The 17,980-nt window shown below is 58.7% G+C and carries 22 protein-coding genes; 15 read left to right on the plus strand and 7 right to left on the minus strand.

The genetic code is table 11. The features are described 5' to 3' along the window. Positions 1-253: 253 nt before the first annotated feature. A complete protein-coding gene (locus tag QRN20_RS19480) occupies positions 254-1,591 on the plus strand; it encodes a DEAD/DEAH box helicase (protein ID WP_004887560.1) in 1,338 nt (445 codons plus the stop codon). A gap of 337 nt (positions 1,592-1,928) precedes the next feature. Beyond that, positions 1,929-2,303 (plus strand): hypothetical protein, encoded by a 375-nt coding sequence (locus QRN20_RS19485; protein WP_029242483.1) that lies wholly within the window; start codon positions 1,929-1,931, stop codon positions 2,301-2,303. A 60-nt stretch (positions 2,304-2,363) separates the two neighbouring features. Here QRN20_RS19485 and QRN20_RS19490 read toward each other — a convergent pair whose 3' ends face one another. The 4 genes from QRN20_RS19490 to QRN20_RS19505 form a co-directional block, all read right to left on the minus strand. Next, on the minus strand, positions 2,364-3,236 hold the full coding sequence (locus QRN20_RS19490; RefSeq protein ID WP_025994765.1) for a DUF6279 family lipoprotein: 873 nt from the start codon (positions 3,234-3,236) through the stop codon (positions 2,364-2,366). A gap of 83 nt (positions 3,237-3,319) precedes the next feature. Next, entirely contained in the window at positions 3,320-4,048 is a 729-nt protein-coding gene (locus tag QRN20_RS19495) for a TorF family putative porin (protein WP_029242484.1), read from the minus strand. Positions 4,049-4,195: 147 nt separating this feature from the next. Continuing rightward, positions 4,196-4,708 carry a hypothetical protein gene (locus QRN20_RS19500; protein ID WP_004887565.1) on the minus strand — a complete coding sequence of 171 codons (513 nt, stop codon included), beginning with the start codon at positions 4,706-4,708 and terminating at the stop codon, positions 4,196-4,198. 168 nt (positions 4,709-4,876) lie between these two features. After that, on the minus strand, positions 4,877-5,065 hold the full coding sequence (locus QRN20_RS19505) for a PFL_1563 family small protein (RefSeq protein WP_025994762.1): 189 nt from the start codon (positions 5,063-5,065) through the stop codon (positions 4,877-4,879). A gap of 340 nt (positions 5,066-5,405) precedes the next feature. Between QRN20_RS19505 and QRN20_RS19510 the strand changes: the two genes are divergently transcribed. Continuing rightward, on the plus strand, positions 5,406-6,242 hold the full coding sequence (locus tag QRN20_RS19510) for a CvfB family protein (RefSeq protein ID WP_004887568.1): 837 nt from the start codon (positions 5,406-5,408) through the stop codon (positions 6,240-6,242). A 42-nt stretch (positions 6,243-6,284) separates the two neighbouring features. Here the strand turns inward: QRN20_RS19510 and QRN20_RS19515 are convergent, their stop codons facing one another. Beyond that, positions 6,285-6,917 carry a DsbA family oxidoreductase gene (locus tag QRN20_RS19515; RefSeq protein WP_122429737.1) on the minus strand — a complete coding sequence of 211 codons (633 nt, stop codon included), beginning with the start codon at positions 6,915-6,917 and terminating at the stop codon, positions 6,285-6,287. A 153-nt stretch (positions 6,918-7,070) separates the two neighbouring features. Here QRN20_RS19515 and QRN20_RS19520 point away from each other — a divergent pair, with 153 nt between their 5' ends. After that, positions 7,071-7,472 (plus strand): DUF2177 family protein, encoded by a 402-nt coding sequence (locus tag QRN20_RS19520; protein ID WP_025994759.1) that lies wholly within the window; start codon positions 7,071-7,073, stop codon positions 7,470-7,472. 238 nt (positions 7,473-7,710) lie between these two features. Here the strand turns inward: QRN20_RS19520 and QRN20_RS19525 are convergent, their stop codons facing one another. Continuing rightward, on the minus strand, positions 7,711-8,091 hold the full coding sequence (locus tag QRN20_RS19525; protein WP_004888248.1) for a hypothetical protein: 381 nt from the start codon (positions 8,089-8,091) through the stop codon (positions 7,711-7,713). Positions 8,092-8,336: 245 nt separating this feature from the next. Here QRN20_RS19525 and QRN20_RS19530 point away from each other — a divergent pair, with 245 nt between their 5' ends. The 3 genes from QRN20_RS19530 to def all read left to right on the plus strand — a co-directional run bounded on the left by QRN20_RS19530 (position 8,337) and on the right by def (position 10,311). Further along, positions 8,337-8,528 carry a CsbD family protein gene (locus QRN20_RS19530; RefSeq protein WP_004888250.1) on the plus strand — a complete coding sequence of 64 codons (192 nt, stop codon included), beginning with the start codon at positions 8,337-8,339 and terminating at the stop codon, positions 8,526-8,528. 226 nt (positions 8,529-8,754) lie between these two features. Further along, the gene (locus QRN20_RS19535; RefSeq protein WP_004888252.1) at positions 8,755-9,744 is read left to right on the plus strand and encodes a YihY/virulence factor BrkB family protein; all 990 of its coding nucleotides are present in this window, start codon (positions 8,755-8,757) and stop codon (positions 9,742-9,744) included. A 27-nt stretch (positions 9,745-9,771) separates the two neighbouring features. Further along, complete coding sequence (gene def / locus QRN20_RS19540; RefSeq protein ID WP_029242486.1) at positions 9,772-10,311, plus strand: peptide deformylase; 540 nt, start codon at positions 9,772-9,774, stop codon at positions 10,309-10,311. Positions 10,312-10,320: 9 nt separating this feature from the next. Here the strand turns inward: def and QRN20_RS19545 are convergent, their stop codons facing one another. Then, complete coding sequence (locus QRN20_RS19545) at positions 10,321-10,731, minus strand: GNAT family N-acetyltransferase (protein ID WP_285361014.1); 411 nt, start codon at positions 10,729-10,731, stop codon at positions 10,321-10,323. Positions 10,732-10,886: 155 nt separating this feature from the next. Between QRN20_RS19545 and QRN20_RS19550 the strand changes: the two genes are divergently transcribed. The 8 genes from QRN20_RS19550 to QRN20_RS19585 all read left to right on the plus strand — a co-directional run bounded on the left by QRN20_RS19550 (position 10,887) and on the right by QRN20_RS19585 (position 17,939). After that, positions 10,887-11,900, plus strand: coding sequence for an ABC transporter substrate-binding protein (locus QRN20_RS19550; RefSeq protein ID WP_043306147.1), 1,014 nt, complete (start codon positions 10,887-10,889; stop codon positions 11,898-11,900). Positions 11,901-11,907: 7 nt separating this feature from the next. Further along, positions 11,908-12,435, plus strand: a complete 528-nt coding sequence (locus QRN20_RS19555) for a GNAT family N-acetyltransferase (protein WP_058432469.1) — start codon at positions 11,908-11,910, stop codon at positions 12,433-12,435. A 98-nt stretch (positions 12,436-12,533) separates the two neighbouring features. Then, the gene (locus QRN20_RS19560) at positions 12,534-13,034 is read left to right on the plus strand and encodes a hypothetical protein (RefSeq protein WP_122413588.1); all 501 of its coding nucleotides are present in this window, start codon (positions 12,534-12,536) and stop codon (positions 13,032-13,034) included. A 31-nt stretch (positions 13,035-13,065) separates the two neighbouring features. Continuing rightward, a complete protein-coding gene (locus QRN20_RS19565) occupies positions 13,066-13,503 on the plus strand; it encodes a nucleoside deaminase (protein ID WP_025994752.1) in 438 nt (145 codons plus the stop codon). A 514-nt stretch (positions 13,504-14,017) separates the two neighbouring features. After that, on the plus strand, positions 14,018-14,839 hold the full coding sequence (locus QRN20_RS19570; RefSeq protein WP_122417551.1) for an alpha/beta fold hydrolase: 822 nt from the start codon (positions 14,018-14,020) through the stop codon (positions 14,837-14,839). Beyond that, on the plus strand, positions 14,829-16,004 hold the full coding sequence (locus QRN20_RS19575) for a PAS domain-containing sensor histidine kinase (protein ID WP_285361019.1): 1,176 nt from the start codon (positions 14,829-14,831) through the stop codon (positions 16,002-16,004). Before QRN20_RS19570 ends, QRN20_RS19575 begins: the two co-directional genes overlap by 11 nt. Positions 16,005-16,233: 229 nt before the next feature. Continuing rightward, complete coding sequence (locus QRN20_RS19580) at positions 16,234-17,445, plus strand: GAF domain-containing sensor histidine kinase (RefSeq protein WP_004888268.1); 1,212 nt, start codon at positions 16,234-16,236, stop codon at positions 17,443-17,445. 173 nt (positions 17,446-17,618) lie between these two features. After that, positions 17,619-17,939 (plus strand): hypothetical protein, encoded by a 321-nt coding sequence (locus QRN20_RS19585; protein ID WP_088234748.1) that lies wholly within the window; start codon positions 17,619-17,621, stop codon positions 17,937-17,939. Positions 17,940-17,980 lie beyond the last annotated feature (41 nt).

Raw genomic sequence — 17,980 nt, forward strand, 5'->3', positions numbered from 1 at the left:
CCCAGTCAGCGAGTGAAGGGGAGTATCCGAGCGGTTTCTTAACGGAATCTGAAGGTCGCGGGGGAAACTGTGACCCGCGTCCGGAAATCGCCGGAATGCCTTGTGCCGCCAGCGTTTGTTCAGGTTCGACGCCAACGTTTGATGCCCTCGTCGCCAAACAAAATCAGCCGTTGGTGGTAAAGAAACTCGGCCCCGGCGCTCGAAACCGTTACGCTATGCAGCTGTATTTTTGTTTTTCGTCGAGGTAACACCCGTGTTTTCCGAATTCGCCCTGCACGAACGCCTGCTTAAAGCTGTGGCCGAGCTTAAATTTGTCGAGCCTACGCCTGTGCAGGCAGCGGCCATTCCGCTGGCACTGCAAGGGCGCGACCTGCGGGTGACTGCGCAAACCGGTAGCGGCAAGACAGCGGCTTTCGTCCTGCCGATCCTCAATCGCCTGATCGGCCCGGCCAAGGTTCGCGTGGACATCCGCGCTGTGATCCTGCTGCCGACCCGCGAGCTGGCCCAGCAGACCTTGAAGGAAGTTGAACGCTTCTCGCAGTTCACCTTCGTCAAGGCGGGTCTGGTCACGGGTGGTGAAGACTTCAAGGCTCAGGCCGCGATGCTGCGCAAGGTGCCGGACATTCTGATCGGCACGCCGGGCCGTCTGCTTGAACAACTCAACGCGGGCAATCTGGACCTCAAGCACGTTGAAGTGCTGGTGCTGGACGAGGCCGACCGCATGCTGGACATGGGTTTCTCCGAAGACGTCGAGCGTCTGGCTGGCGAATGTGCCGGTCGCGAGCAAACCATGCTGTTCTCCGCCACCACCGGCGGTGCGGGCCTGCGCGAGATGATTGGCAAGGTTCTGAAGGATCCGCAGCACCTGCAGCTGAACAACGTCAGCGAACTGGCTTCCGGCACACGTCACCAGATCGTCATGGCTGACCATAACGTGCACAAAGAGCAGGTTCTGAACTGGTTGCTGACCAACGAGACCTATCAGAAGGCAATCATCTTCACCAACACCAAGGCCATGGCTGACCGTCTGTATGGCCGTCTGGTGGCGCTGGAGTACAAGGCGTTCGTGCTGCATGGCGACAAGGACCAGAAAGACCGCAAGGCGGCGATCGACCGTCTGAAGCAGGGCGGTGCCAAGGTCATGGTCGCAACTGACGTTGCGGCCCGTGGTCTGGACGTTGAAGGCCTGGACATGGTCATCAACTTCGACATGCCACGCAGCGGCGACGACTACGTGCACCGCGTGGGCCGCACCGGTCGTGCCGGCAGCGAAGGCTTGGCGATCTCGCTGATCTGCCATGGCGACTGGAACCTGATGTCGAGCATTGAGCGCTACCTCAAGCAGAGCTTCGAGCGCCGCGTCATCAAGGAAGTCAAAGGCACCTACGGCGGACCGAAGAAGGTCAAGGCGTCGGGCAAGGCTGTTGGCGTGAAGAAGAAAAAGACCGACGCCAAGGGCGACAAGAAAAAAGTCGCCGCCAAAGGCCCGACCAAGCGCAAGACCGCCAACCGTCCCAAGTCCGATCTGGTCAGCCAGGACGGCATGGCACCCCTGAAAAAACGCACCACCCCGGCGCCTGCGGCGGAATAAGCCTGAGCGGGTCCTGGCGTACGGAACTTAAGACCTGAGTGTACTGACCCAATGGGACGCGGAGCGTCCCAGGATGCATGTCCACGCGGAGCGTGGGCACGATCAGTCTCACACCGATCGTTCCTCACGCTCTGCGTGGGAATGCCTCTCAGGACGCTCCGCGTCCCGGCGTACACTCCGTAAGACCTGCGTAAGCTGATCATTTCTTGCGCGTTCCCTCCTGCCACCTGGCACCCTCGGCTGAACGGCTGCACACCCCGCCTGTCACAACGTTGAGACAGGCGCTTGTGACCGGATGTCACGAGCCGTTCATCCATGCAGGACGGAGGGTTTTACAATGAATTACAACTGGGACCTTATCGAACGTCTGCTTCATGACGTGCAGAACAGCGGCGGTTCGTTTGACTCGCAGGAATACACCACGGCTAAAGCCTCGGAAGGCGAGGCGGTCGCCGACTCTGGAAGCCTTCAGGCCGAAGCTGCACAGCTCAAGGAGCTGCTGACCAACCGTGGCTTTATTCAGTCGCGCCCGCCAGAAGAAGACAGTGGGCGTTCGAAGCTCATCCTCACCCCGCGTGGTTCAAGCCTGCTGGCACTGATCGACAGCAGTATCCCCGGCAACGACCACCCGCGTGAGGTCTTGGATAAACAAGAGGATGGGCTGGATCCGGCCACGTTCGATGAAGTGGCGTCCAAGGCTCAGGTTGCCTGATCCCCGTTGACTGTACGCGCTGCCAGCGTGCAGCGCGTTTTTGTGCCTCGCCCGCGAAGACTATTGGGCTGCACCCGCCGCTTTCAGGCAGTTCAGATCGGTGAAATCCTTGCGCATGTCAGCGATCCGGCTCAGCAGGCGGTCCCGCTGCTCCTGGGTGCTTTGTGCGGTGATGTCGACAATCAGCGAGATCGCCGCCTTCTCGGTCTGGTCGTATGCCTTGCGGTATTCCGGGGTCCAGAACGTCTCACGATCCTGCAACAACGCGGCAATGCGCTGCGGGAAGTCGCTGGACTGGCGCTGCTGCACAGTGGTCAGAAACAGGTTCTGCCAGTGCGTGCGGTTTTCGATCCACGCCTTGTTCTGTTCACCCAATGAAGCGGACCACACCTGAATGCGGTCTTTCTGAGGCTGGTTGAGTTTGCCGATCCACGGTGTCAGACGCTTTTCCATACGGTCGGCGCGCTCGGCGATCTGGCGTTCCAGAGGCTGATCCAGGTATTTGTTCTCGCGCTTGCGCTGGTCCTTGGCAAAGGCGTTCTGCATTTCCTCGACCTGCTTGTCATCGAAGCGGCTCAGCAGCTCGACGGCCGACGGTGTGATCTCGCGAGAAATCTTGGCGATGGCGTCCTTGGCCTCACGGGTGCGTGCTTCCAGACCCTCGTAGGTGACCTGATCGTTTTTCACCATCTCTTCCAGCTTGTCCAGCCAGGTCAGGTACTCCGGCAGCTGGGTGCTGCAATGCCAGCTCAGGTGCTGCTTGAGGCGCACGTTGAGCCAGTCTTTCTGAGCGGAGTTCATGTCCAGATAGTCGCTGAGCGTCCATGGAATGATCACATCGAGATTGCGATACGCCAGACCTACCTGATTGCACCCGGCAAGCAGCGACACGGCCATCAACATCGTAATGAAGGCTTTGAACAGAGACTGCATGAACGCTCCTCGGGGGCACTGACCTGCATGGATGCTGTGCAGTAGAGGAGTGTAGCGCCAAGGGGTTCAACCGGGATGCGGTATCAGAAAAACGAACGCACGGCCTTGAGGGTGAAGGTGCCGTCGCAACGCGCATTGTGGCCGCTGTACACGCTGCAATCGCCGCCGCTGAGGCTCGACCCGCTGTAGATCAGGTTCATGTCGATGCCCAGCCAGGGACGCGAGAGATTCAGGGACCAGTCATTGAAGCCGCTGATCTGTCCGCCGTCGTCAGAGGTCTGCGGCGTGTCGAACTGATGGTTGGCGTACTGCATGCGCACGCCGATGCCGAGCCGCTCGATGGCACCCAGATCGATGAACACCGTGCTGTCACGCGAACCCACATCGTTGCTGAAGGCGGCCCCCACCCGACTGTCGAGCATCCGCAATCCGGCATAGAACTCGTGGCTGTCGATCTGGCTGGTGTCCGGATAGCTGTAGCGAATCATGCCCAGCTCGTAGCCCAGCGTATTGTCGAAAGGTTTCTTGAAGCCCATGTAGGAATCGACTTCCAGCGCGCTGTCGGGCGTGAAGCCCATGTTGGGTGCCCACTGACCGAAATAGAAACCGCTGTCGTGAGTCAGGTCCATGCCGCCATGAAACGAGCCTGAGCCGCCACTGGGTGTGACCAGGCCCTGCGCCATGCTGCGCGTGGGGGTCGTAGCCAGTTTCAGGTCGAAATCACCCAGATCCCGCTCCAGAACCTGGGCAGATATGGACTGACTGATGAACAGGGCGCTGAAGGTCAACGCATGTAAGCGATGGCTGAGCATGGCTCACTCCTTAGTGTGTCGAGGAGTGTGGTCAGGAATGGCGTATCGAGAAATGGCCCGGAAGCCCGACACAAGCCGCGTGCTAGAGCCTCGCAAGGATACCGTCGAAATCGTGGCGCAGGGCGCCGTTCGTCGATTCGTCGTGTGTCAGTTGGACGCAGTCGCCTGTGCAGAGGGAATGACCAGCCCGCGAATCACCACCAGTGCCTGTTCAAAAGAGGGGTAGCCGCTCTTGGCCACATCCAGTTCGGCGTACTCATTGCGGTAATGCTCCGAGCGTTTCGGATCGCTGATGCTCAGTTGCTGGGAGAGCAGGGCGATGGCCAGCGGGTGCTTGTGTGCGGCGGCAGTCTGCAGCAGATCGATGATCTGTTTGTGGTCAGCCTGCTGGCGTATCAGCAGAACGGCCTGATAGAACTCGGCTTCGCCCGACGCGTCATCCAGCGCGGCACGGCGCAGCATGGCTTCGGCCAGTTCGTAGTTTTCACGGTTGTCTTCGCTGATCAGCAGCTTGGCCTGCAGCATGTCGTTCTGATACAGCAGGTGACCGGCCCGGCAGGGGCTGTCGGTGAGCTGACTGTCATTGGGACCGTTCTCGCAGTGATGCGATGCGCAGCCACCCAGGTACAAAAGAGCGCCGAAAAGCATCCAGTTCTTCATTCGAGCATTCCGCAAATGAGACAACTACCCGAGCAGGATCCAGCTCGTGGTCATAGTGATATCAGACAAGAGAGTAGCAGCGTGACAGGAGGAATATCCAGCGAAGGATAGTCAATCTAGCGCCCTGAAGGTCAAGGCGCATAGAGATCGACGAGCAAGGCGGGGGTGTTACTTCTTGCCGAGGTTGATCTGCTTGGACGGTGTGAAAGTCTGGCCACTCACGCCTTTGGCGATTTGCTGGATTTCGCCGCCGGACTTCAGGAAAGCCGCAATCTGTGCGTTGATCGAGTCGCTCGTTTCAACGGCTGGTGCGGGCTTGGCTTTCGAGTGGGATGCTTTGATACGCATGGCTGCCATTTACCTTCATAAACGTAATACGGCCAGCCATCGTACAGGAAACCCTCGGTCATTGCTTGGCGAATCTGGCAGCCAAAAAGAAGGGATACTCGCGTCAAAACAACTGTTTTCTGTTTATAGAACCGCCAAGCGACTGTTTTCCCTGATGAAGTTCATGACCTTGTTTGCTGGCTACCCGATATCATGTGCGCCAGATCGGTGCATCCAACTGACGAGTGGAGAGCCACGTTCCCGTCCGGAATCTCATTTGCCTGCCCACAGTGTCGGCGCCCTGCCTCGCAGCGCGAACGTCGGCGCAAAGTCGGGTAGAATACGCCCCACGTAATGAGGGTATCTGCACATGGCTTTAATCGGGCGCTACAACAGCTTGCAAGTGGTCAAGCACACTAACTTCGGTCTGTACCTGGACGGTGCGCAGGATGGTGAAATCCTTCTGCCCAATCGATACATCCCAAAGGATGTCCCCAGCGAAGATGAAGACTGGCTCAACGTTTTCATCTATCTGGACAGCGAAGACAAGCTGATCGCCACCACTGAAAAGCCCAAGGTGCAAGTGGGCGAGTTCGCGAGCCTCAAAGTGGTCGAAGTCAACAGCATCGGTGTGTTCCTGGACTGGGGTCTGCCCAAGGACCTGCTGCTGCCGTATTCGGAAGAGAAGCGCACGCTGCAGGCCGGTGACTATTGCGTGGTGCATGTCTACCTCGACAAGCACACCCGCCGCATCACCGCCACGGCGCGTCTGGATCGCTATCTGGACAAGACGCCTGCCAACTACAGCGTCGGTCAGGAAGTTGACCTGCTGGTGGCCGAAGCCACTGACATGGGCTTCAAGGCGATCATCAACAACAAGCACTGGGGCCTGATCCACAAGAACGAAGTGTTCAAGTTCATGCGCGCCGGCAAGCAGGAAAAGGGTTTCATCAAGGAGATCCGTGCAGACGGCAACATCAGCCTGAGTCTGCAACCGGTGGGTGCCGAAGCGGCGAGCAGTCTGAACTCGAAGATCCTGGCCAAGCTGCGTGACAATAACGGTACCTTGCCGGTCAGCGACAAGAGCGACCCGCAGGTCATCAGTGGTTTGTTCGGCGTCAGCAAAGGCAACTTCAAGAAAGCCATCGGTGCGTTGTACAAGCAGGGTCAGATCGTGATCCACGCCGATCGTATCGATCTGGTCTGACAGTGATCAGGGGCTGACCGCACTGCCTTGATGCAGCGCAGGTCAGGCCCGGACGGACAGCCTGTCGATTTCCTGCTTCAAACGGTTGAACGGCAACGTGCCGTTGAACACCCTGGCCTGCTCAAGGGTTTCTTCACTGCGCCGCAGCAGTACGACCGGTACTGCCCTCAACCCCAATTTCTGCGCCAGCGCCTGATCATCGAGCACTATTTTTTCGTATTCGCTGGCGATGAGCGCATCTTCCAGTGCCTGCCTGTCCAGACCGAGGGTATGGCCCAGCTCCAGCAGTGTCGGCGTCTCGCCAATGTCCAGCCCGTCCTCGAAAAACGCCTTGAACGCACCTTTGTGGAAATCGGCAAAACGTCCCGCCGTTCTGGCGAAAGCCGCTGCCTGAAGCACCTTGCGGCTACGGGGTTGAACCGTGGGCATCCTCATCACGACCTGACGTTTGTCGGCCATGGGCAGCACGGAGCGTGACCAGGTGGCACGCAAGTAATCGGCATCGGGGTCAAGCATGGCGATAGGGTCGGGGCGCAGTTCGAAGGCGTGCCAGTTGAATTCAAGCCGCTCGCCAAAGCTGTGCTGAAGCTGTTCAAGCACCGACAGTTGCAGATAACAGAAGGGACAGACGTAGTCGCTCCATACATCGATTTTAAAAGGACCCGCAGTGTTCATTCGCCAAACTCCATAACGCTAATTAACACTGACTCCCGTAACTCCTTAAAAGTCCTGCCGTCTGGAGGATCATTTTGCGATTATCAAAGGTCATACCCTCATACGAGGGCTTTCTGCCGTCGAAATCCTCAAGGACGCCCCATGAACATGCCTTTGAAAACGATCGTCACGGCTTACGTCGGCACGCTGTTGGCGTTTCTGGTGCTGGATGGAATCTGGCTGGGGGTGCTGATGGGCCCTACGTACCGCGAGTGGCTGGGACCCTTGATGCTGCAAACCCCGGTTATCGGGCCTGCGGTGGCGTTCTATTTGCTGTATGGCGCGGGTGTGGTGATATTCGGGGTGATGCCTGCGCTCAGGGAACAACGTTTGGGGCGGGCGACGCTGTACAGCGGTCTGCTGGGGCTGATTGCCTACGGCACCTACGACCTGACCAACTGGGCCACGCTGCAGGGCTGGCCTGCGCAACTGGCATTGGTGGATCTGGCGTGGGGCACCGTGGTGTCGGCACTGGCGGGGACTGCGGGGTATCTGGCGGCGCGTCGGTTTGGCTGACAAACCGAGCCGACTGAATCGCCGGCGAGCCGCCTCTTATCAAACAACCTGTAACCCACTGAAGGAACTCGATTTTGTGGGAGCGGACTTGTCCGCGAAAAGGCCAGTACATCCGACGCATATGCAGTGGCTGAAATACTGCATTCGCGGACAAGTCCGCTCCCACTAAGTTTGCTGCGCGATAGCGCTACGTCGAAGACGTGGTGGGGCCTCCCACAGTCCAGCGTTCGCGGCGTGATCAGTCCTGTAGAAAGCCCGCAAAGCTCAGGTTACTGCCCTTGGGGCGCATGTCCTTGAGCCAGGAGTCCTTGTCGGCACTCAGTTCCAGGCTGACGGTGGGCTTGCGCTTATCGGCATTGCGCACTTCAAGGCCTTCGATGTGGTCACGCATGAACACGGTGGTCACTTTCAAGTGCAGCAGCTGATCTGTTTCAGGCGTGTACATCAGCAAGTGCAGCCACTCGTATTGACCAACCTGCAGACGCGGGACGGGCAGGTCGAACCACCAGATATTGCGCTTGTGGTCGAGCACGGCGAAATGGGTGTTGTTGACGCCGAGCACAGCGCCGCCCAGATCCTGGTTCCTGCGTGCGATGGCCAGCTTTTTATCGAGTTTCATAACGTTCCTGTGAATCGGTTTGTTCAGCGCGCCGGACCGTGCCTGGCAACTGTGCGGCGCATTCTCGCACAAACTCTGCCTCGCGCTCGCGGCGAACAGCAGAAATGCAGGTAAACGGGGCGGCGGACGAACGGCCACCGGAGCACGAAAAATACTTGAAACTCTTGGCGAAAACCGCCGGTCAATCCTTATGTCGAGTACGACATCCGATTCCAATGCGGTCTTCAGACCCAGGAGATACACCCATGAGCAGCACTGGCGATAAAATCAAAGGCATGGCCAATGAAGCAGCTGGTAACGTCAAGCAGGCTGTTGGCAAGGCGACTGACAACACCAAGCTGAGGGCTGAAGGCAAGGCGCAGGAAATCAAGGGCGAAGGCCAGCAGGCCAAGGGCGAAGCCAAGGATGCCATCAAGAAGGGCGTCGACAAGGCGTAAGCTGATCTCTTCCGGCGTGCAGTCCGGGAGGAATACGATGCAGATAACGGTCATCCCAGGATGACCGTTATGCATTCTGCTCTGCGCAACTGAAACCTTTTACGGCCCGTCAAGTCAATGTGACATCGGTCGCTGCGCATGCTTGTCATTGAATTGGCAGATAATTGCAGCGATGTCCGGTCTTGACGATGTAAGGTGTTCCAGTAAGGGAGCGAGAGGAAACGCCATGATTTTCCCCCATTTGCGCCAACTGTCGGTTGGCAAAGTGCTGGTACGCACCGTCAACGAGTTTCTCGACGACGAGATGTCCACCTACGCGTCGGCACTGGCCTACCAGATGCTGTTTTCTCTGTTCCCGTTCCTGCTTTTCCTGATCGCGCTGATCGGCTTCCTGCATTTGCCGGACTTCTTTTCATGGCTGCGCCTGCAGTCGGAGCTGGTCTTGCCGCCGCAGGCACTGGAGCAGGTCAACCCGGTGATCGACCAACTTCAACAATCCAAGGGCGGCCTGCTGTCCATCGGTATCTTTATCGCGCTCTGGACCGCTTCGGCGGGCGTGCGTCTGATGATGAGCGCCATGAACGCTGCCTACGATGTGGTCGAGGGACGCCCGATCTGGAAGCGCTTCCCACTTTCGATCTTCTACACCGTCGGCATCGCCGGGATGCTGCTCGCTGCGGCTGCGTTCATGGTGCTGGGTCCGCAGGTGATGAACTGGATTGCCGCGCAGATCGGCATGGAAGAGTTCATCGTGACGCTGTGGACCATCCTGCGCTGGCCCGCAATCATTCTGCTGCTGATGGTCGCCGTGGCGCTGATTTATTACGTCATGCCTGACGTCAAACAGGAATTCCGCTTCATTACCCCAGGCTCGGTGTTGGCGGTGGTGGTATGGATCGTCGCGTCGCTGGCGTTCGGTTTCTACGTCAAGACCTTTGCTGACTACAACGCCATGTACGGCAGCATTGGTGCGATCATCGTGCTGTTGCTGTATTTCTACATCTCCGCTGCAGTGTTGCTACTGGGTGCGGAAATGAATGCGGTCATCGAGCACATGTCTGCCGAAGGCAAGGAAGAGGGCGAGAAAGAAGCGGGCGACGGCGGTGGCGAGGGTGTTGGCAAACAGCACGTTTCCGGCCTGGGTCGCGATCATTCCGTGCCGCTGCCCAAGGCTGATGAACCTGATTCGGACAATCGCATGTCCACGCAGCGATAGGGCTGAATCCTTGAAAGGACTGACTTCGTGATTCACAAGATCCTGAAAATGGGCGACGAGCGCCTGCTTCGCATCGCTCCGCCCGTACCGCAGACGATGTTCGGCAGTGACGAACTCAAGACCCTCATCGCCGACATGTTCGAAACCATGGAAAGCGTCGGCGGCGTGGGCCTTGCTGCCCCGCAGATCGGCGTTGACCTGCAGCTGGTGATCTTCGGCTTCGAGCGCAGCGAGCGTTACCCACAGGCCGAGGCGGTTCCGCAGACGATCCTGATCAACCCGGTCATCACGCCGCTGTACCCGGCCGTGGAAGAGGGCTGGGAAGGCTGCCTGTCGGTGCCGGGCCTTCGTGGCATGGTCAATCGCTTTCAGAGCATCCGCTACGAAGGCTTCGACCCGGACGGACAACCGATCCAGCGCGACGCTTTCGGTTTTCATGCACGCGTCGTGCAGCATGAATGCGACCACCTGATCGGCCGTCTTTACCCTTCGCGCATCACAGATTTCAGCAAGTTCGGCTTCATGGATGTGATGTTCCCCGACATGGACCCCAACACCGACGATTGACCGTTGCCGTCATGCGTTGCGGCACAAGGCGATCAGCGCCTTGCTGCGGCTGTAACGCATGAAACGCTCGCCCAGCGACTGCGGCAAGCGCTGCGCCTCTTCGAATCCCAGAGGCTGATAGAACCCGGGCAAATCCGGATGACAGAACAGCCAGACCGGTCCGGTCAGCGGTTGTACTGCGGCCTCGATCAATCGCTTCGCCACGCTTTGTCCGCGTTCTTCCGGTGCCACGAACAGGCTTGTCAGCCAATGTCCGTTCTCGACCGGCGTGAGGCACAGTGCGCCGATGATCTCCTGCCGTTTCGCCACCCAGGCCTGACCCTTGCTGGCGGCGCGCATCGAGGACTGATGCTGGCGATAGAACTTCCCCAGCAACGGCCGACACTCATCGGGCAAGGGCGTGAAATGGGTATCAGGCATGAGTAACCGCTCACAGGTGCGCAATCAAAGGGGCGAATCATACAGCCCGGCGGGTAACCTTCCCGCATGCTTGCGCAGACGGCTACAACTAATCGTATCCAGTCGGTGTCGATAGCTTTCAGACATCCAGTTCACACCCGCACCTTGAGGTGATCATGAAATCCATAACAAAACTTCTGGGCGGCTCGCTGCTGGCATTCGGGCTGCTCGGACAGCCTGTGCTGGCGGCCGACAAGGCAGAGCCAATCAAATTCGGCGCGCTGACCTGGGAAAGTGGCAGCCTGATCACCGAGGTGCTGCGCACCGTGGTCGAGAAGGGTTACGGCTACTCGACCGACACGCTGCCCGGCAGTACCGTCAGCCTGGAAACCGCACTGGCCAAAAACGACATTCAGGTCATCGCCGAAGAGTGGACCGGCCGCAGCCCGGTGTGGGTCAAGGCTGAAGCCGACGGCAAGGTGTTCGGGCTGGGCGACATCGTCAAAGGCGCGACCGAAGGCTGGTGGGTGCCTGAATACGTCATCAAGGGCGACCCTGCCAAGGGCATCAAACCGCTGGCTCCCGAGCTGAAAACCGTTCAGGACCTGGCCCGCTACAAGGACGTGTTCAAGGACCCTGAGTCGCCGGACAAGGGACGCTTCCTCAACAGCCCAAGCGGCTGGACCTCGGAAATCGTCAACACTCAGAAGCTCAAGGCGTACAAGCTGGATGACAGCTTCGTCAATTTCCGTACCGGCTCCGGGGCCGCACTGGACGCCGAGATCGGCTCGTCCATTCGCCGTGGCAAACCCGTGCTGTTCTACTACTGGTCACCTACGCCATTGCTGGGCAAGTACAAGCTGATCAAGCTGGAAGAGCCGCCGTTCAACGCCGACGCCTGGAAAACCCTGACCGATGCCAGTAACGCCAATCCCCAGGGCTCCGCATCGCTGGCGGCCAAGCTGTCCATCGGCGTGTCAGCACCATTCAACGAGAAACACCCGGAGCTGGTGACGTTCTTCAAGAAGGTGGATCTGCCCATTGATCTGCTCAACAAGACCCTGGCAGACATGAGCGAAAAACGCACCGATCCGAAGGTCGCCGCTCAGGCATTTCTCAAGCAGCACCCTGAAGTCTGGAAGGCCTGGCTGCCCGATGATGTGGCTGCCAAGGTCAGCAGTGCGCTGTAACTGAGCGATGAACACGACGCAGACCGACCGACTGGTGTTGCGCGACTTCGAGGTCGCCGACGTGCCTGCGCTGGCAGGGATACTCGGCGACCCGCAGGTCATGCGCTATTCCGTACGCGGTGTGCTCAGTGAGCGGGCCACGGGCGAATTCGTGCGTAACTGTATGCACGCGTACAGTGCCGATGGCTTTGCTCCGCAGGCTGTCATCGAGGTCGAGACGAACCGGTTGATCGGGTTCTGCGGTTTGAACGCCGAGCAGGTCGATGACGTGATGGAGGTGGAGATCGGCTATCGACTCGCGCCGTCATATTGGGGGCGCGGGCTGGCCAGCGAGGCAGCGCTTGCGACCTTGCGACACGGATTCGAAACCCTGCAGCTTCCCTCGGTCATTGCCATTGTTCAGCCGCAGAACACTGCGTCGGTCAGGGTTTTGCAGAAAACCGGTTTCAGCGACTACATCCACAGCCAGTACCACCGACTGGGCGTGCGCATTTACCGCCTCACACTGGCGCAATGGCGTGACGGACATTGCTGAGAGCGGCACAGGTGAGCGGTATGCGACGTCGGTTGTGGCAAGGGCGATATGAGCTGTTAACGTCCCACACTGCACCGATTCAAGCGTGGGAGGGACGAATGACTGAGAGCCGGCAGGGATTGCAGGTTGCGCTCAGGACCGGTCTGGCATTACTGGCCTGTCTGTTGCTTGACGTTTCAAGGCAGGTGGCTGCCGATGAAGTGGACGACACGGCCCTGACCTTCGTGCAGGAGCGAAAGCTGGGGGACGGTCTGGCGTGGCTGGGTTATCAGGTCGCATCGCGGACGACGACCTTTGCCAGCATCGTTGAAACGGTCGGCAAGACGGAGGCGCAGGAACTGGTGCAGCGCGAGCTGCGACGTCTGCAACCGGACTACCAGGCTGAATGGGACCGCCATCTGGCGACGGCGTATGCGCATTCTTTTTCGGCCGAAGAATTGCGTTCGCTCAGTCAGGGCGACGGCTCGTCTTCGGTGGTGAACAAATTCAGGGCCAGAAACACGCAGGTCAGCGCCGAAATGAAAGCCAGCTCATCGGCATTGTTGGAGCGTTACGTCAGCAGGGCACTGGGCAATGCCCAGAATATTTTGAAACAGTGACACTCAACGAAAGCGAGGCAACATCATGGATATGGATCCGTTCATGCAGGCTGCAATAGACGAGGCCATGCAAAGTCTCGAAGAGGGCGGTATCCCTATCGGCTCGGTGATTGTTCACGACGGCAAGATCATCGGTCGCGGCCATAACCGCAGGGTGCAGGAAAGCAGCGCCATCAAGCATGGCGAAATGGACGCTCTGGAAAATGCCGGACGCCAGCCCGCCAGCGTCTACCGCGAGGCTGTGCTGTACACCACACTTTCACCCTGCGCCATGTGCAGCGGCGCGATTCTGTTGTACGGCATTCGCAAGGTGATCGTCGGCGAAAACCGCACGTTCATGGGCGAAGAAGAACTGCTGCGCTCGCGCGGCGTGGAAATCGAAGTGCTCAACGACGAGACCTGCGAACACATGATGCACCGCTTCATCGGCCACAGACCTGAACTGTGGAACGAGGATATCGGCGAGTAAGAAGCTGATGCCCGCGTAATCCAAACCTGGAAGTCCCTGCAGAGCTTGGCGTCAGATTCGAGAGCGGACGCGGAGCGTCCTGGGAGGCATTCCCACGCAGAGCGTAGGAACGATCATTGGTTTCAAGCACACCGATCGTGCCCATCGCTCTGCGCTCATCGTTATACACAAATCGACCTGAATGAATGCGGTATCCGAAAGTGGGAGCGGACTTGTCCGCGAATACCATGTTTCAGACGCTGCATCTTCGTCGGCGTCACCTGCTTTCGCGGACAAACGGAACGCCGCCCGGTCCGCTCCCACGACCGTTTTCGCCCCTCGACGAATCACGCAGATGAAGCAAAGTGAAGAAACTGCTCCGCTCTGGCCCAGACTTTCTCAGCGCTATCTTTCCCATCGTTCATCATAAATTTGGTTTGTGCCACTAGATTGCCTGTAACGATGATAATCTCGTCATATCGTATTGGCTGTACGCGCGCCGTGAAGGATGCGCGGCCGTTTTCTGGAGCCCGTTATGTCGGTCCAACAGCGTAACAATGTCAAAGTCATGGGCGAAGGACCGACCACGCTGATTTTTGCCCACGGTTTTGGTTGCGATCAGAACATGTGGCGCTTCATGTCGCCTCATTTCGCAGAGCATTACAGGGTTGTGCTCTTCGATCTGGTCGGTAGCGGACAGTCAGACACCTCCGCCTACTACTCGCACAAGTACGCGACGCTCAAGGGTTACGCCACGGACCTGCTGGAACTGGTCGATGAGTTTGGCGGTTCCGGTCCGATCATTCACGTTGGCCATTCGGTCAGTTGCATGGTCGCCGTGCTTGCCGAGCTCCAGTCGCCTGGCCGTTTTGCGGGCCACGTGATGATCGGCCCGTCTCCGCATTATCTGAACGACGGCGATTACGTCGGCGGCTTCACGCGCACTGATGTGGATTCGCTGTTGGAAACCCTGGAAAGCAATTACCTGGGCTGGTCCAGCACCATGGCACCCACATTGATGGGGGCGTCCGACCGACCGGAGCTGGGCGAAGAACTGGCCAACAGTTTCTGTCGAACCAACGCCGACATCGCCAAGCAGTTTGCCCGCGTTACGTTTCTTTCCGACCATCGCGCCGATGTCGCTCTGTTCAACGCCAAAACGCTCATCCTGCAAAGCAGCGACGATCTGGTCGTGCCGGTTCAGGTCGGCGAATACCTGCATCGCGTGATCGCGGACAGCACCCTGCACATGATCCACAACGTGGGGCATTACCCGCACATGAGCGCGCCGCAGGCGTGTATCGATGCCATGAACCTGTTCCTCGATTCCTTTGGAAACGCCACGCATGGTCATTGAAGAAGCAGGCCTGCCCGCAACCGAAGCGCTTTACGAACACGCGCCTTGCGGACTGCTGATCACGCAGCCCAACGGCACCATCGAACGAGTCAACCAGACGTTCTGTCGGTGGCTGGGGCTTGAGCGTGAAGCGGTGCTGGGCCGTCGTTTCCAGGACCTGCTGAACATGGCAGGCAGGGTCTTTCTGCAGACTCACTGGGCGCCTCTGCTGCAAACGCAGGGCTCGATTGCCGAAGTCAAAGTCGAGATGATTCACGCCGACGGACGTTCCATTCCCCTGATGCTCAACGCGGTACGCCGCGAGTATCCGGCCGGTGTGTTGCATGAACTGGCGGTGTTTCTCGCTGAGGAACGCAACAAGTACGAACGCGAACTGCTGGCGGCGCGCAAGATGGCCGAGGAACTGCTGCAGCATCAGATGTCAGTTCAGAGTGAGTTGACCTCGGCCCGCAACCGCCTGCGCCTGGCACATGCCGAGGCGGAAATCCGTGCGATTTTTGCCGAACAGATGGTGGGCATCGTCAGCCATGACCTGCGCAACCCATTGGCCGCGATCAAGATGGCGGCCGGCTTGCTGGAGCGCAGTCTGCTGGAGCCTCGCCAGCAGCGTTTCCTCGGCCAGATCCATCATTCCACCGACCGCGCCGAGCGCATGATTGTCGATCTGCTGGACTTCACGCAGGCCCGCGTAGGCCAGGGCATCAATCTCTCAATGCAGCCGATCGATCTGCACGCCACGGTGGCCAGGGGCGTCGAGGAATTGCGACTCACCTTCACCGCAAATACGCTGATTCATCGCATGGGAGGAGAGGGCGCTTGCATCGCTGACCCGGACCGCCTCCTGCAACTGGTCGGTAACCTGGTCAGCAACGCGGTCACCTATGGCACACCGGACAGCGAGATCGTCATCACTTCGGCATTCGAGGCGAACGTGATCAAGGTATCGGTGCACAACCGTGGCGAGCCGATTCCAATGGAGAAGGTCGATAGCCTGTATGAACCGGCCGTGCGTTTGGTCAGCGACAGTGATGAAACCCGAACCGTCGGACTGGGTCTGTTCATCGTCCGTGAGATTGTGCGGGCGCATCTGGGTGATATCAGTGTTCGGTCATCGGTTGAAGAGGGCACCACCTTCACGGCGACACTTCCACGCCCCGCAGCTTGAGTTTTGTTGTGTGGAGAATATTGCCTACCTCGCCAAAATCCATTCAAATGGATAGATAGCAATATTCATATGAATTGAATATTTTCATGTGCAGCGCGTCCCGTCTGGAAGAACGGTACAGGCGCGGAACTAAACGTTAAGGTTGCGCAGACATTGATATACAAAACGGTCTGCGCGTCTAAAATGTTTCGTCATGCACAGCACATCAAAGCTTCGTTACAGGTCTGACATGCGGCAATCCATTGCAAATGATGTAGCCACAATCGGTCGGATCAGCGCTGTTCCCGCCATTCTGCAAGTCGTGACCGAATCGACTGGTCTCGGGTTTGCAGCCGTTGCGCGCGTCACACAAACGTCCTGGACCGCCTGCGCCGTTCTGGACAACCTTGACTTCGGTCTGGAGGCGGGCGGCGAGCTTGAATTGACGAGCACCATCTGCCATGAAATCAGTTCTTCACACCAGCCTGTAGTGATTGATCACGTGGCAGAAGACGCGAAGTTCTGCGCCCACCACACACCGCGCCTGTACAACTTCGAAAGCTACATCTCTGTCCCGATCTTTCTTGCCGACGGCTCGTTCTTCGGCACCATCTGCGCGCTGGACCCCAAGCCCGCCACTCTGACCGGCACACCAATACTGGCCATGATGGAGTCATTCGCCCGGCTGCTGGCGTTGCAGATTGAAGCCGAGGACAACATGCAGCAGGTGCAGGCCGATCTGCTGGCCGAGCGTGAAGTCTCGGAGTTGCGCGAACAGTTTATCGCCGTGCTCGGGCATGACCTGCGCAATCCGCTGTTCGCCATCAACGCCAGTGCCGAGTTGCTGCTGCGCCGCCCGCTGGACGACAAGGCGCAGCAGATCGTCCATCACATCCTGACTTCCGGCAAGCGAGCCTCGCAACTGGTGGACGATGTGCTCGACTTTGCAAGGGGGCGTCTGGGGCACGGCATTCCGCTGAGTATTCATGATGCGCAGGGCCTGGATGCCACACTTGAACATGTGGTTTCCGAGATTCAACGTGTGCACCCCAAAAGACTGATTCGTTCCCGCATCGGCCTGCTGGAACACATCCGCTGCGACCACGAGCGGATTGCGCAGCTGCTGTCCAATCTGGTGTCCAACGCGATCAGCCACGGCGATGCGCAAAGCCCAGTCGATGTCGTGGCGCTGGTCGATGGTGGATCGTTTCTGCTCAGCGTAACCAATCAGGGTGCGCCCATTCCCGAGCCGGTTCTGGCTCAGCTGTTTCAGCCTTACTCACGTCCCGTGACGGACGAACCGCAGGCCGGGCTTGGTCTGGGTCTGTATATCGCCAGCCAGATCGCTCTCGCGCATGGCGGCACGCTCGAGGTGTGTTCGACACGCGAGCGCGGCACGACATTCACGTTCAGCATGCCGCTGGTCTCGGCGTCATCGTCGTCCATGGCGAGCGCCCAATAAGCGCCGCCAGGTCATGTGCGGATACGTTTTCGTGCCGCACTGACCATCCTTGTTACAAACTCCTGCGTTGCTTTACTTGCTCATCACCACTGCCGGGCCGAACCTGAAGCCTTGATTGCCATCAAAGGCCTGAGTCTTCACCGTTCTCGACGCAAACCCATAAGAGGTAAGTGATGAACAGTTTCGTGCGCAAACTGATGTGGGGCGCGCTGTGCGTGTTATCCACAGTAGGCGCTGTACAGGCACAGAACCTGCCCAACAGCACGCTGAACAACGGCGCCAGCAGCAACCCTTACAACAGCCCGATCCACCGCGCCAATCCCAACAGCCGCCAGGGCACCGAATCGAGTGTCCCACCTTCACGTGCGCCCAACATCGCGCCGCCGGTGCGCAAGCCCACGCTGGAAAACGGCGGCATCGGCAATGGCTATCCAAACCGTCAGACACCCCAGCGGCCATCCACGCAGAACCCTGATTCACGGCGCAATCAGTGACGTCACGTCCAGGCCTTGAGGCAGGACATCCAATCAATGCA

This window comes from Pseudomonas sp. fls2-241-TYG-175, assembly GCF_030209155.1.
In the GTDB taxonomy this organism is placed as follows: domain Bacteria; phylum Pseudomonadota; class Gammaproteobacteria; order Pseudomonadales; family Pseudomonadaceae; genus Aquipseudomonas; species Aquipseudomonas viridiflava.

Coding starts and splice junctions, on each gene's coding strand:
- QRN20_RS19485 (WP_029242483.1), top strand. CDS start 1,929: ATGAATTACAACTGGGACCTTATCGAACGTCTGCTTCATGACGTGCAG.
- QRN20_RS19490 (WP_025994765.1), bottom strand. CDS start 3,236: ATGCAGTCTCTGTTCAAAGCCTTCATTACGATGTTGATGGCCGTGTCG.
- QRN20_RS19495 (WP_029242484.1), bottom strand. CDS start 4,048: ATGCTCAGCCATCGCTTACATGCGTTGACCTTCAGCGCCCTGTTCATC.
- QRN20_RS19500 (WP_004887565.1), bottom strand. CDS start 4,708: ATGAAGAACTGGATGCTTTTCGGCGCTCTTTTGTACCTGGGTGGCTGC.
- QRN20_RS19505 (WP_025994762.1), bottom strand. CDS start 5,065: ATGGCAGCCATGCGTATCAAAGCATCCCACTCGAAAGCCAAGCCCGCA.
- QRN20_RS19510 (WP_004887568.1), top strand. CDS start 5,406: ATGGCTTTAATCGGGCGCTACAACAGCTTGCAAGTGGTCAAGCACACT.
- QRN20_RS19515 (WP_122429737.1), bottom strand. CDS start 6,917: ATGAACACTGCGGGTCCTTTTAAAATCGATGTATGGAGCGACTACGTC.
- QRN20_RS19525 (WP_004888248.1), bottom strand. CDS start 8,091: ATGAAACTCGATAAAAAGCTGGCCATCGCACGCAGGAACCAGGATCTG.
- QRN20_RS19530 (WP_004888250.1), top strand. CDS start 8,337: ATGAGCAGCACTGGCGATAAAATCAAAGGCATGGCCAATGAAGCAGCT.
- QRN20_RS19535 (WP_004888252.1), top strand. CDS start 8,755: ATGATTTTCCCCCATTTGCGCCAACTGTCGGTTGGCAAAGTGCTGGTA.
- QRN20_RS19545 (WP_285361014.1), bottom strand. CDS start 10,731: ATGCCTGATACCCATTTCACGCCCTTGCCCGATGAGTGTCGGCCGTTG.
- QRN20_RS19550 (WP_043306147.1), top strand. CDS start 10,887: ATGAAATCCATAACAAAACTTCTGGGCGGCTCGCTGCTGGCATTCGGG.
- QRN20_RS19555 (WP_058432469.1), top strand. CDS start 11,908: ATGAACACGACGCAGACCGACCGACTGGTGTTGCGCGACTTCGAGGTC.
- QRN20_RS19560 (WP_122413588.1), top strand. CDS start 12,534: ATGACTGAGAGCCGGCAGGGATTGCAGGTTGCGCTCAGGACCGGTCTG.
- QRN20_RS19565 (WP_025994752.1), top strand. CDS start 13,066: ATGGATCCGTTCATGCAGGCTGCAATAGACGAGGCCATGCAAAGTCTC.
- QRN20_RS19570 (WP_122417551.1), top strand. CDS start 14,018: ATGTCGGTCCAACAGCGTAACAATGTCAAAGTCATGGGCGAAGGACCG.
- QRN20_RS19575 (WP_285361019.1), top strand. CDS start 14,829: ATGGTCATTGAAGAAGCAGGCCTGCCCGCAACCGAAGCGCTTTACGAA.
- QRN20_RS19580 (WP_004888268.1), top strand. CDS start 16,234: ATGCGGCAATCCATTGCAAATGATGTAGCCACAATCGGTCGGATCAGC.
- QRN20_RS19585 (WP_088234748.1), top strand. CDS start 17,619: ATGAACAGTTTCGTGCGCAAACTGATGTGGGGCGCGCTGTGCGTGTTA.